Here is a 12,363-nt window from a genome sequence, read left to right as displayed (position 1 = left end):
GACTAATCGTAAGAAAAAGACCGCCGCAGCGATTATAATCTTTAACCATAGCTACCCTTTAGTTGAAGTACACTTATACTGAAATAGCGCATTAACCCATTTAGAATCAACCACTGAGGCAATAAGTTTATTTCGTTATCCCCAAAAAAAGGAAGTGAAACAATCCTTTTTTAATTGAAAATTTAAGCAATCAGGCTTCGGCATGTTTCTGCACATTTAAAACATGCGTCAGCACATTTTTGGCAGTGTTCGTGGTTGTGTTTTTTGCATTCATTACCGCATGCTTCACAAATTTTTGCACATACTTTTGCCAATTCAGAAATAAATGGAGTTCCTCTGCCCATCGCCTGTTCAAAGTAAGCACAAATATCTGCACATTCTCTATCAAGACGAATACATTCTGACATCATTTTGACATCTTCTTCTTTCAAACAAGCGTCATAACAATGATTACAGGCAACCATACATTCATGAAGTGACTCAATTACAGATTGATATTGTTCATGTGTCATTATAATTCCCTCCTTCAATCTATTCTTTATTTCAATACCCTACCCTCGTATTCTAAAACATGATAATAGTAAAAATTTACTTAAAGTAACCTGCGTCGTTATCCTAAGTACATTTTTTCACAAAGTTTATTTCGTCTTAACATAAATTCCGATTATATTTTAGACGTAACATCCAGTTAATCATTTTTTGTGATACGATTTGTATATCAAAATGCGGGTAAAATTGCGGGGGTACCACAGCCATTGTACCCTTACAAATTGGGGTGCATTTTCCTATACAAATTTTAGTGTAATTTCTGCACAAATGGCTTTACACCAATAAAAATCGAGTGACAAATTAGCATACAATTTGGCACTCATTTTAAGTTGCATTTTTAGTATTTGCGCTAAATAACGGAACCCGCTAAGAAAAATCACACATTTTTTGTCGAGTATTATTTGCACTACTATTTGCCCTTCATGAATATATATATCATGAACCTAAATTTCACTGGAAAGGGGAATCTGTCGTTATGGATGTCTGCATTTCTTGTGGAACGGAATTGTCAATCATGGAGAGAAATCGATGTGAATGCTGGGATTGCCGTGATACGACAACCGAAGCTTATACAGAAGATGAGTAACCAGAGTTTGCAGGGTAGCCTAAGACCACGAAATTTTATATTACTAACTTCATAACACAAGAGACACCCTATCCCTAAGGATTTGGTGTCTCTTCTTTTTTTCTATTCATTAACCCATGAAAGTCCAAGTGTGCCCACACCTGTATGCACACCTGCAACGGTAATGAGCATGAATAATTCCGTCTCGATAGCAGGAAAATTGTCGTTAATTAATTGTTGAAGAACGTTTGCCTTTGTTCGATCGTTCGCATGGACAACGGCCACTTTCTGTACCTTTTTGGTATCTACGTCAGACTTCAGATGATCCAACAGCCAAGCGAATGCCTTTTTTTCTGTACGAACTTTATCTTTAATCTTCGCTGCCCCTCCATCCTCAATGGATAGAATTGGCTTGATATTAAATAACGATGCTAGTATTTTTTGACCTCCCGATACCCTGCCGCTTTTATGTAGCTGATCCAGGTTGGATGGAACCAAAAATAATCTAGTTTGATCACGCATGTTGTTTAATTGAGCAACCACATCACTGACATCGTTCCCCTGCTCTGCTAGTTCCATTCCCTTTTTCACTAAATAGGATAAAGGATACGAACCCGTTTGTGAATCAATAGCAAATAATTTAAAGCCAGCCATTTCCGCTGCCATAACAGAAGTTTGGTAAGTGCCGGTTAAGGTACTTGAGGCGTGAATCGCAATGCCAAAGTCATATTCTTCTTTTAAGTTTTCATAGAGTGCTACGATTTCCCCAAGATTCGGCTGGGACGACTGGAACTTTCCTTCTTCATTTTTCATTCGATCATAGAAATCTTCTGCGGTAATATCGATGGTTTCTCTATAAAATGTGTCATTAATTACTACGTGTAAGGGTATTACATGTATATGATGCTGCTGAATGAATTCTTTGCTGAGAGAAGCAGTTGTGTCTGTAATCCATGCAATTTTTGGTTTGTTCATTTTATCCACGTCCTTCATTGAAATTCTTCCAATGTATATAAGTAATATCTTAATATAGTAGTTTTGTAACTACGTTAAATTTACAAAACTGAATACGTTGTCACAAGTTACACTTGTCATGTTCGAAAGAATTTTGGTACATTGGAGGGGCTTAAACTTCACAATTTTGACATAATAATAATGATCCAAAAAATAGCAGATAAATATCTGAAACAATGATTCTATTTATGACGTCATAGTACATGTATAGATTTTTGATAGGAAGGATTTTTGCATTGAAATTTAAATTTAAAGCATTCATTCCATTATTTCTGGTTCTTATTGTAATATTCATTTTCATCAATCATATGGAAACTAACCCTTTCACAGGTTCAAATAGGAATCAAGATGTTTCCTTGCCAACAGAACTCCATCCGATTGTCAGGGAACGGGCGGACCAATTAATCCAACAGTCTGCCGCAAAGGGAATTGTCATTATGATAACGGATGACTTTCGCAGTGCCGAAGACCAGAATCGACTTTATGAAAAAGGCCGTACTGCCGAAGGAAATATCGTCACGCATGCAAAAGGTGGAGAATCTTATCACAATTATGGATTAGCCATTGATTTTGCGATCAAGACTCCCTCCGAAGAGGTCATTTGGGATAGGCAATACGATGGGAATAAAAACGGAAAAGGTGATTGGAACGAAGTGGTCGAACTGGCCAAAGCATTAGGCTTTGAATGGGGCGGTGACTGGAGCCAATTCAAAGATTACCCCCATCTGCAAATGGACTTTGGTTTGACCCTTGCAGAATTGCAGAACGGGAAAAGACCAGATGAATCAAGCTTAACTGCGGATACCCATTAAGTCGAACGTTTAGCAGCCTTAAAACTTGCTAAAAAAAAAATACTTTTTAGATAAAAAAATTGAGATCCAGATAGTTTGGATCTTTTTTTCATGTAGTTTGAAAAGATGGTTCTTTTGCTGTTATTTTGTTGTGAAGGCGCGCTACTATAGGAAAGAGTGTTATGATTATACTTTATTGCAGCAATTAGAGGTTGTAGCAATTTGCTAAGCGAAAGTGATTGATTTGCCAGAAGTTTGTTTACAATGTTACTAACCTAAATACATTTGTAAGGATGAAAAGATGAAAACGGAAATCAGCTTAAAAGTGAAATCAAAATTCGTTAATAAATTTAAGAACGGCTACCCGCTTATAACAAAGGACACCATTAGTAATCCTGATGTTTTAGTTGACGAAGGTATAACCATAAAACTTGTGGATGAACAGAATAACTTTATTGCCAAAGGCTATTATGGAAAGCAAAATAAGGGAATTGGCTGGGTGCTTAGCCGAAAAGAAAATGAGAAGTTCAATCAAAGTTTTTTTGAAAAGACCTTAAAGTCTGCTTTCAATCAGAGAGAATCGCTTTATAGGAGTTCTGAAACAACGGCATTCCGAGTGTTTAATGGTGAAGGTGATGGAATCGGTGGTTTAACGATTGATTACTTTGATGGTTATTACTTGATTACCTGGTACAGTAAAGGCATTTACCATTTCAGGGAGTTTATTATAGACTCATTGAAGGAACTCGTGGAATATAAAGGCATTTATCAGAAAAAGCGATTTGATGAAAGTGGTAAATATATTGAAGAGGATGACTTCGTCGCAGGTGAACGAGGAGATTTCCCAATCCTTGTGAAAGAAAATGGTGTCAACATCGCAGTTTATTTAAATGACAGTGCCATGGTCGGTGTATTTTTAGATCAAAGGGATGTTAGAAAAACTTTACGAGATGTATATTCAAAAGGGAAACGGGTATTAAATACCTTCTCTTATACCGGTGTGTTTTCCGTATTTGCTGCCTTAGGAGGAGCGACGAAAACAACCAGTGTTGACCTTGCAAATCGAAGTAAAAGTAAAACAATCGAGCAATTTCGTGTGAATGAAATCGATGAGACAGCTCAAGATATCATTGTTGAAGATGTATTCAACTACTTCAAATATGCGGTGAAAAAGGGTCTATTGTTTGATGTGGTGATTCTTGATCCCCCAAGCTTTGCAAGATCAAAGAAGTTTGTCTTCAGCGCTGAAAAGGATTATAAAAACCTGTTAAAGGAAGCTATTTCGATAACAGAGGATAATGGAATCATCCTGGCATCAACCAATTCCAGCTCCTTTGGTATAGAAAAATTCAAAGGATTCATTGATATAGCCTTTAAGGAATCAAACAAGCACTATAAAATATTGGAAGAATTCTCACTCCCTGAAGACTTCAGAACCAACAAACATTACCCAGAATCCAACTACCTAAAAGTAGTCTTTATCAAAAAGATGAAATAAAAGATCAGTTCTTGGACAAGTGTCCGCCTGAGGTGGACACTGTCCACGGGCGGTGCCTGTCACCGAAAAGTGTCACCGCAAAAGCAGCGGTGACAGGCACCGTTTTTTGCTCACCGTCTTTTGCTTGTTTTAGAATGAATTTTCTGTTATTATTAGTAATAATTAAATATTTTTCTTACTTCATTACGTTTTGAAGTGAGGATAGAGGCGCAATGACCATTAGTACGCAGTTTGAGGATAATGAGGTCCTGGGATGATTGCGGAAAGGGGAATTTGCCGAAGCGGATAGAATCTCATTTGTCTTGAAGCTGGTTCTGCTATTGAATAAATACAGAATTGTCATATAGGTATCTATATGGAGGGCTATCTTACGCAAGGGAACGGTTTATTATTATGTTTCTACTGCAGTAGCGAACCCTCGCTGCTGCTTTTTTGCGTTATCTTTCGTTGGCCTGATCCACCTCTAATTTTTCAAAAAAAATTATCCAAAGGGTGAGTATATTGAATTTTGGCCAAGTATTAACAGCGATGGTAACACCATTTGATCAGCATGGAGAAATTGATTACGGCGCAACTAGAGAACTAGTAAATTATTTAATTGCAAATGGAACTGATGGATTAGTTGTTGCAGGAACCACCGGCGAGTCTCCTACATTATCGACTGAGGAGAAAGTTTCCTTATTTAAATTCGTAGTCGACGTTGCAGCACGCAGAGTCCCAGTTATTGCTGGTACTGGCTCAAATAACACGAGAGCTTCTATTAACTTAACAAAACAGGCTGAAGAAGCGGGTGTTGATGGGATTATGCTCGTCACTCCATACTATAATAAGCCATCTCAAGAGGGAATGTATCAACACTTTAAAGCTATTGCCGAAGCTACTTCCCTTCCGGTTATGCTTTATAATATCCCTGGGCGCAGTGCAGTAAACTTGTCAGTAGAGACTATAGTCCGCCTGTCAGAAATTCAAAATATCGTGGCTATAAAAGAAGCTAGCGGTAATTTAGATGACATGGCTGAAATCATTAACCAAACACCTGCTGATTTCACTTTGTTTAGCGGTGATGATGGATTAACAATTCCTGTTTTAGCTATAGGCGGTGCTGGAGTTGTCTCCGTAGCCTCTCATATCATCGGCAATGAAATGCAGGAAATGGTTACACTATTTAAAAATGGACGTGTACAAGAAGCAGCGGATTTACATCGCCATCTTCTTCCAATCATGAAAGTATTATTTGCTGCACCAAACCCTTCACCGGTTAAAGCTGCATTGAATTTACAAGGTATTCAAGTTGGCGGCGTCCGCTTACCATTGATTCCTTTAAACGAAGATGAAATGACCACTCTAAATAGTGTTCTAGAAGCTGGTAAAGTTAATCTATTTGTATAAGATTGCTGCATAGTACCTGTCTTAATTAGGCAGGTGCTTTTTTATTTTAAGCATGAAAATAGACCATCCTGGTGATGGTCCCTCATTATCATCAAAACCTTTTACACATAGCACAATATAGACTTTTCTATTCAATAAGAAAATACTGTGTTGGGATGCTGCTGTTCAATCTTTTTCATTTTCACATACATGTCAATCCCATCCGAAACATCATGCCATAGATCGGTAAACACAAAGTCATATTTACCATTCGCGGTATGTTTTTGTGCATATTCAAACGCATCTGCCTTGATAATCCTAATCTTATGAGCATGTTTAAATTGCGGTAATACATATTTTTTATATAATTGAATGACATCTTCATTCATATCTACAACTGTGACACTTTCCACATTTTCTTTTTCAGAAACCATATAGGCATAATACCCAAGGCCTAGCCAAATGTAAGCACATTACCAAATGCACCATCAACCGCTTCTTTCATTGTTTCGATCTCATTTGGTGTAATGGTCATCCAAATTCGATCATTTTCTAAAACAGCCGGAAACCTAAATTCTTTATCAAAAAATCCGATTTGAGGTATCTGTCTTCCCTCTTTTGTTTGGATAATATCATTACAAACAAAGCCTTCAAAAGACTTGTAGTTTTCATACTTTAGCTCACTATTACCAATTTTCACCGTTGGAATTTTGATGTTTTTATAATATGGATTATCATAAAATTCATTTTCATCAAGTTTATGAATCATCTTTTTAAAATATTGGTTGAACAAGTCCTTATCTTGATTATTATCAACGATATCAAGCCAGAATGCGGCAGCTAATATAACACCAAATGCATATTCATATGAAACACCGCTTGTAACAATCTCATCGATTTCTTTTTTGGTAATAAAGTCAGGTGCATGATTTACTTTGTAATTATCTTCTTTGACTTTTTCTGTTAGTACGTTGGAATGTTTCATTCTCTCGCCTGACTTTTTTAATTTTATCCATTTTTCCATTCTACCATAGAATTTACTCCCTATTCTTCTTTAACTGTTTTCTAAAAATCAATCTCAACAATTCATTCATTGAATTTCCACAACGAAATAAAGGCGGTTTGGAACCTATTCAGACAGGCTAAACTAATTGGTAGGTAAATGCTGGATAGGAGGAGAAACCTTTGAATAAAGGTCGTAATGAACGGTTGAATTATTTAGGTCGTAATCTATTATCTGGCTGCTTGCTAGGGTTAGGTTTTGTCGGTTTTATAGACGAGGCGGTTTTCCACCAGGTGCTGCACTGGCATCACTTCTATGATAAATCTACTCCAGATATCGGGCTCGTATCTGATGGACTATTTCATGCATTTAGTTGGTTTTCCACTGTTGCAGGTGCCTTTCTTGTCTCTGACCTCCGCCGCCGAAATGCCTGGTGGCCAAAAAGATGGATTGGAGGATTTCTGCTGGGAGGCGGCGGGTTCCAATTATACGATGGAACCATTCAGCATAAATTAATGAAGATCCATCAGATTCGCTATAATGTGGAAATTGCTCCCTACGATTGGACTTGGAACATAATTGCCGCGCTAATGCTTGTCATTGGGATCAATCTGATTTATCGAACAGGACGGAAGGAACTGTCTTCATGAAACACAATCATGTTCTGCAGCCAGGTGAGTTGGCATTCGAATCACTTATGGCTCTTCCATTTCTGCTTGCCATTATTTTTTATATCATTACTGCATTGATTTCAAACAAGGGTCATAAACGATGGCCATTTCATCGATACTTTTGCTGGGCCATTGGAATTCTTTGTGCAGGAACTGCACTTTTTGGTCCTATCGCTGATTCCGCTCATGTAGATTTTACAGCACATATGATGGGACACCTGTTACTTGGGATGCTGGCACCGCTTCTCCTTGCTCTCGGTGCACCGATGACTCTCCTCCTAAGGACATTGAGTGTGGTCCATGCAAGACGTCTTTCACAAGTGTTGAAGAGCTGGCCAGTAAGCTTCTATAGTAATCCTGCCTTCGCTGCACTAATTAATATAGGCGGGCTTTGGGTTCTGTATGCAACAGACCTGTACATGCTGATGCTGCATAATACCCTTATTCATGTAGTCGTGCATTTTCACGTATTCCTAGCAGGCTATCTTTTTACTATATCCATTATCTATATTGATCCCATTCCCCACAAGTACAGCTTTCCCTTCCGAGCGGCCGTGTTAATCCTCTCATTAGCTGCCCACGGAATTTTATCCAAGTACATCTATGCTCATCCGCCAGCCTATGTACCGATTAAACAGGCGGAATGGGGAGGCATGATCATGTATTATGGCGGAGATTTAGTGGATATTGTATTGATTTTCTTATTCTGCCGTCAATGGTATCAAGCCGCACGTCCACGGGACGCCGTGTCCATAAGTCAATAAAAAATAGCCTGTATGGTTAATATAGGCTTTGTCTTGATTATCCCAGCAGGTATGAAATAATCTCATTATTTGTAATGTGCAGGAAATCTGGAATATCATTCCGATTCGTCTCAAGTGCAAAATAATATGTCTGACCATGGTCTTGGAATGGGTTATATCGAAGGTTAAAACTGCCCCCTAATTTACTTAGAATCTGTTCAAAAAACTGGCTTTGTGTAAGCATATCCACTGAACCTAAGTGAAAGACTCCTTTGAGCCCATTTTCAATAATGAACACCAGCTGTCTTGCTAATTGTATATCTAAGAGATTATTGCATACAAGATTACTGTATACTTCAATCATTTTTTGCTCTTTTATACTTTCTATAATCATGTTCCATCTTTGAGAATTTTTACCCCATATCGCTGGAATACGAATAATCATTGTTCGCTTACCTAAAATTTCTTTTAGCACATTTTCGCATTCAATTTTATATTTGCCATAATCAGATTCAGCAATAGGAGGGTCTGTTTCTAAATGTGGTTTTGAAAAGTCCCCATCAAAAACATTGGTGGTAGACAGGTAATACACACGACTTCTTGTCTGAACTAAATTCAAGGCCAATTCTTTATGAAACTTAAGCTGCCGCTCAAAATCTCCTCTTAGGCATGAAATGACAATATCAGGTTGAGTTGAATTTAGTATTTCTTTGAGTTTATCAAGTTGATTAACTTCCAATTTGAACTGCTTCTCAACAGGGAGACTGGTTAACGTAGAATAATAGGTTGCGTACACTTCATATTTGTCTTTAAGCTCGTTGATTAACGCTCTCCCAACAAGACCGCTTCCACCTAGAATAAGTATCTTTTCCATTACTATCTCCCCCATTTACTATCCTTATTTGCACCAAATGAACGATATATTATTCACTTTTAACGGATTCAAAAAATACAATTCTATTTCCAAATGGATCTACCAGATTGACCTCTTGCGTATTCCAAGGCATCTTTTCGATACCAGGTCGTAAATATCTGTAGTTCTTTGATAGCAAATTTGAATGAAATTTTCCGATGTTATCTACTTCAATCCTAATCGCAGCTCCAGGACAGCAATCTCCATGATGCTCTGAAAGATGAATGCTGCAACTGCCATTTGATATTTGCATGTAGAGGGGCATATCCATTTCAAATCGATGTTCCCAGTCTAATGTAAACCCCAAATAGGTTAAGTAAAACTCTTTTGCTTTTTCTACATCAAATATACGGAGGATTGGCGTGGAACTTTTCATTGTAATAGCAGGTTTTGTCATAATATTTATCACCCTTGCTTAATTTTTTTCTATCAATCTAAAATGATAAAAATCGTGATGATCTAGGCTTGCAGCATAAAACCGATAATCATCACCAAAAGTATCATGGCCTGCATAAGTTCAGCCTTCGATAAATATGATAAAAATAAGTATCCTAATAAAGGAGTTGTTTGTATGAATATTTTCAATAAAATTGCTCTATTTTTTGTGGTTCTATACTCCGTTATCATTATTTTAAATACCTATTTAGGAGAAACTGAACGAGTCCAATCTAACGTTATTTACTTTTTAATGAATGGATTTGCCTATATTGTTTCGGCTATGGATATGGAAAAGCGAAAAGTGGAACTCTCGAAGTAAGGTAATTGAACGTTTGATTCTTTTTTTCAAATTGAATATAACCCATTTATATCAGGGTATAACTCATGTAATCAAACGTTTGATTCGTTCCATTATATAGCTGTTTTTTCAGCTAATTTCTTTAAATCACTTGCACGTTTGGATATAAATTTCCTCATATACTTCTCTAAAAACAACTTATCAATTAGAACACCAATTGGACCAAACCGCGATTTAAATTGAAAATGATCAATCATTGTTGTACCCTCTTTTTCTTCAATAAACTGGTGGATGTGTATGAAGGACTTGAATGCGCCTTTCACCATTACGTCTACAAAACTATGTGGTTTTTCCATAAATATCACTTTTGCTGTTAACCTTTGTTTTATACCAAAATGTACAGCTTCCCAGGTTACACTGTCGCCTTCCTGCAAGAGCCCTCTAGTAATCCCTCCAACAGCCCTTTCCTTTGTTTTTAATGTAGTTTGAGTATGAACTTCGACATCTCTAGCTAAATCAAAACAAATATCAATGGGCGCCTTTATAAATTGTTTATGTTCAATAACAGGCATATCTAACTTCTCCATTTCTACCTTACATTAAAATGTATTCCAGCTGACTATATATTCAGTTTGCTGATTAGGGAGCTGCAAATTGGGGTTTTCTATAATCCAACGACCTTCAATATTTAATTCTCTACAGGCTGATTCAAATTGACACATGGCAATTCCTATATCTAAGAGCTGCATATCATATCCTAACTTGGAACCGTAATTCGGAGTATGTTCTATATAGAAATGGCAGACTTTACGCTCTGAAGATAACACCAGTCTCCAGGGCTGTTTATTGGAGGCAGATGGTCCAAGCCTAACCATTTCAATTGGGATTTCAAAAGGACCCGCTTCTTTCTTAGATAAGACGTCTTCGAATGTGTCAGCAAAAAATAGCTTATCCCAGGGCTTCTTATTATCTGCCTTTACAACGTATCGAAGAGCTTTGTCGAAGGCCCTCTGTTTTTGATTCGGATAGCCGATTGGTGTTATACAGGGGATAAATTCTCCTTCCCCAAGCTGAATTTCCTGTTCAAATGAAATTCGGTTAAAGGTACCACCCATCCAGCATGTACCTATTCCTAACTTTGTTAAAAATAAAACCAGCTTTTGAAAGACATAGGCAAACTCCACTAGTGTGCTTTTACTATTTTCCGTGATACCTACTAAATATCCTTGGGGATTTTTAATAAATCCATATGTACCCAGCTTTATTCCTTTGTCGCTTACATTATTGGTTACTTGAATATGCTCAATCTTCCCCTTATTTCCAAGAGGTCCGACTAGGTTTTCTTGATTGTTTATGTATTCTCTTATTTTTCTATAATCATTTTCTGATATGGATTGGGTATCAAACGTTCTAACGGACTGGCGTTTTTCCATGGTTTCAATGAGGCTCATGTCGATCCTCCTTTCTTTTGTACTGTCACTTAATCTTATTGTAACCACACATGCAGTAAAAGCCTAGAATAAGCTATTCGTTCCCTCTATTTAAGAAAATTGATAACCGTGGTAACGATTAGTGCGTTTTCGTTACCTTTTGCTTGCAAAAATGATTACAACGGTAATAAAAGAACTTTATTAGGAATTCTATTGCGGAAAATCTCATACTTAAAAAAAACACAAAAAGAGTGATTACTATTGTTAGCAATCACTCTTTTTGTACTATTTATGGGCCTAAATGGACTCGAACCATCGACCTCACGCTTATCAGGCGTGCGCTCTAACCAGCTGAGCTATAGGCCCTAATTATTTGGAGCGGGTGATGAGAATCGAACTCACAACATCAGCTTGGAAGGCTGAGGTTTTACCACTAAACTACACCCGCATAAAAAAATATGGCTGGGCTAGCTGGATTTGAACCAACGCATGTCGCAGTCAAAGTGCGATGCCTTACCGCTTGGCTATAGCCCAATATGTTAAGTTAAAATGGGGCGGCTGATGGGAATCGAACCCACGAATGCCTGAACCACAATCAGGTGCGTTAACCACTTCGCCACAACCGCCAAAATAATATAGTTGAGGTTTAACACCAGGTAAACCTAGAAATTTAATTAATTGCGGGGACAGGATTTGAACCTGCGACCTTCGGGTTATGAGCCCGACGAGCTACCAGACTGCTCCACCCCGCGACAATAGAAAAAATCTTTTTAAATGAAAAAACTTTGGTTATTTTGCTTCGCAAAAAACTTTGGTGGAGGATGACGGGATCGAACCGCCGACCCTCTGCTTGTAAGGCAGATGCTCTCCCAGCTGAGCTAATCCTCCATATTATTGAAAAAGTTGTTATTCGCTGATTCGAAAGGAAAGTTTTTTTCTAACGAAAATAACTTGGTGACCCCTACGGGATTCGAACCCGTGTTACCTCCGTGAAAGGGAGGTGTCTTAACCACTTGACCAAGGGGCCATCACAAAAATCAGTAAAATAAAAGCCCCATAGGCTTCGCCTGGCAACGTCCTAC

The 12,363-nt window shown here is 37.7% G+C and carries 14 protein-coding genes, 7 tRNA genes and 1 riboswitch; of the genes, 6 read left to right on the top strand and 15 right to left on the bottom strand.

What is annotated here, in order from left to right:
- Positions 1 to 182: 182 nt before the first annotated feature.
- A complete protein-coding gene (locus V7108_RS24905; protein ID WP_335569702.1) occupies positions 183 to 512 on the bottom strand; it encodes a four-helix bundle copper-binding protein in 330 nt (109 codons plus the stop codon).
- A 725-nt stretch (positions 513 to 1,237) separates the two neighbouring features.
- A complete protein-coding gene (locus V7108_RS24900) occupies positions 1,238 to 2,089 on the bottom strand; it encodes a DegV family protein (RefSeq protein ID WP_335512826.1) in 852 nt (283 codons plus the stop codon).
- Positions 2,090 to 2,436: 347 nt separating this feature from the next.
- Here V7108_RS24900 and V7108_RS24895 point away from each other — a divergent pair, with 347 nt between their 5' ends.
- The 3 genes from V7108_RS24895 to dapA all read left to right on the top strand — a co-directional run bounded on the left by V7108_RS24895 (position 2,437) and on the right by dapA (position 5,806).
- Positions 2,437 to 2,940: a M15 family metallopeptidase gene (locus V7108_RS24895; protein ID WP_335512848.1), complete on the top strand. Its 504-nt coding sequence runs from the start codon at positions 2,437 to 2,439 to the stop codon at positions 2,938 to 2,940.
- A 280-nt stretch (positions 2,941 to 3,220) separates the two neighbouring features.
- Positions 3,221 to 4,417, top strand: a complete 1,197-nt coding sequence (locus V7108_RS24890) for a class I SAM-dependent rRNA methyltransferase (RefSeq protein WP_335512827.1) — start codon at positions 3,221 to 3,223, stop codon at positions 4,415 to 4,417.
- A gap of 194 nt (positions 4,418 to 4,611) precedes the next feature.
- A riboswitch (Lysine riboswitch) is annotated at positions 4,612 to 4,791 on the top strand.
- A gap of 127 nt (positions 4,792 to 4,918) precedes the next feature.
- The gene (gene dapA / locus V7108_RS24885; RefSeq protein WP_335512830.1) at positions 4,919 to 5,806 is read left to right on the top strand and encodes a 4-hydroxy-tetrahydrodipicolinate synthase; all 888 of its coding nucleotides are present in this window, start codon (positions 4,919 to 4,921) and stop codon (positions 5,804 to 5,806) included.
- A gap of 131 nt (positions 5,807 to 5,937) precedes the next feature.
- Here dapA and V7108_RS24880 read toward each other — a convergent pair whose 3' ends face one another.
- Both V7108_RS24880 and V7108_RS24875 read right to left on the bottom strand, forming a co-directional pair.
- On the bottom strand, positions 5,938 to 6,219 hold the full coding sequence (locus tag V7108_RS24880) for a hypothetical protein (RefSeq protein ID WP_335512832.1): 282 nt from the start codon (positions 6,217 to 6,219) through the stop codon (positions 5,938 to 5,940).
- A 20-nt stretch (positions 6,220 to 6,239) separates the two neighbouring features.
- Entirely contained in the window at positions 6,240 to 6,809 is a 570-nt protein-coding gene (locus V7108_RS24875; protein WP_335569701.1) for a hypothetical protein, read from the bottom strand.
- 161 nt (positions 6,810 to 6,970) lie between these two features.
- Here V7108_RS24875 and V7108_RS24870 point away from each other — a divergent pair, with 161 nt between their 5' ends.
- The gene (locus V7108_RS24870) at positions 6,971 to 7,438 is read left to right on the top strand and encodes a DUF2243 domain-containing protein (RefSeq protein WP_335512835.1); all 468 of its coding nucleotides are present in this window, start codon (positions 6,971 to 6,973) and stop codon (positions 7,436 to 7,438) included.
- Positions 7,435 to 8,223, top strand: a complete 789-nt coding sequence (locus V7108_RS24865) for a cytochrome c oxidase assembly protein (protein WP_335512837.1) — start codon at positions 7,435 to 7,437, stop codon at positions 8,221 to 8,223. Before V7108_RS24870 ends, V7108_RS24865 begins: the two co-directional genes overlap by 4 nt.
- Positions 8,224 to 8,260: 37 nt before the next feature.
- Here V7108_RS24865 and V7108_RS24860 read toward each other — a convergent pair whose 3' ends face one another.
- Together V7108_RS24860 and V7108_RS24855 are read right to left on the bottom strand one after the other, a co-directional pair.
- Positions 8,261 to 9,076: a sugar nucleotide-binding protein gene (locus V7108_RS24860; RefSeq protein WP_335512839.1), complete on the bottom strand. Its 816-nt coding sequence runs from the start codon at positions 9,074 to 9,076 to the stop codon at positions 8,261 to 8,263.
- A 49-nt stretch (positions 9,077 to 9,125) separates the two neighbouring features.
- Entirely contained in the window at positions 9,126 to 9,512 is a 387-nt protein-coding gene (locus V7108_RS24855; RefSeq protein ID WP_335512841.1) for a glyoxalase superfamily protein, read from the bottom strand.
- Between the two features lie 174 nt (positions 9,513 to 9,686).
- Between V7108_RS24855 and V7108_RS24850 the strand changes: the two genes are divergently transcribed.
- Positions 9,687 to 9,872: a hypothetical protein gene (locus V7108_RS24850; RefSeq protein WP_335512844.1), complete on the top strand. Its 186-nt coding sequence runs from the start codon at positions 9,687 to 9,689 to the stop codon at positions 9,870 to 9,872.
- Positions 9,873 to 9,964: 92 nt separating this feature from the next.
- Here V7108_RS24850 and V7108_RS24845 read toward each other — a convergent pair whose 3' ends face one another.
- The 9 genes from V7108_RS24845 to V7108_RS24805 form a co-directional block, all read right to left on the bottom strand.
- On the bottom strand, positions 9,965 to 10,423 hold the full coding sequence (locus V7108_RS24845) for an SRPBCC family protein (protein WP_335512846.1): 459 nt from the start codon (positions 10,421 to 10,423) through the stop codon (positions 9,965 to 9,967).
- Positions 10,424 to 10,450: 27 nt separating this feature from the next.
- Positions 10,451 to 11,302, bottom strand: a complete 852-nt coding sequence (locus V7108_RS24840; RefSeq protein WP_335512847.1) for a nitroreductase family protein — start codon at positions 11,300 to 11,302, stop codon at positions 10,451 to 10,453.
- Between the two features lie 271 nt (positions 11,303 to 11,573).
- Positions 11,574 to 11,647: transfer RNA gene (locus tag V7108_RS24835), tRNA-Ile, on the bottom strand.
- 8 nt (positions 11,648 to 11,655) lie between these two features.
- Positions 11,656 to 11,729 (bottom strand) — tRNA-Gly (locus V7108_RS24830).
- A gap of 11 nt (positions 11,730 to 11,740) precedes the next feature.
- Positions 11,741 to 11,815: transfer RNA gene (locus V7108_RS24825), tRNA-Gln, on the bottom strand.
- 16 nt (positions 11,816 to 11,831) lie between these two features.
- Positions 11,832 to 11,907: transfer RNA gene (locus V7108_RS24820), tRNA-His, on the bottom strand.
- Positions 11,908 to 11,959: 52 nt separating this feature from the next.
- Positions 11,960 to 12,033 (bottom strand) — tRNA-Met (locus V7108_RS24815).
- 60 nt (positions 12,034 to 12,093) lie between these two features.
- Positions 12,094 to 12,169, bottom strand: a tRNA-Val gene (locus V7108_RS24810).
- 64 nt (positions 12,170 to 12,233) lie between these two features.
- Positions 12,234 to 12,308: transfer RNA gene (locus V7108_RS24805), tRNA-Glu, on the bottom strand.
- Positions 12,309 to 12,363 lie beyond the last annotated feature (55 nt).

The organism is Neobacillus vireti, assembly GCF_036962345.1.
Taxonomy (GTDB): Bacteria; Bacillota; Bacilli; order Bacillales; family Cytobacillaceae; genus Neobacillus; species Neobacillus vireti_A.
The sequence above is the reverse complement of the archived record's forward strand: the minus strand, read 5'-3'. Positions and strand labels throughout refer to the sequence as shown.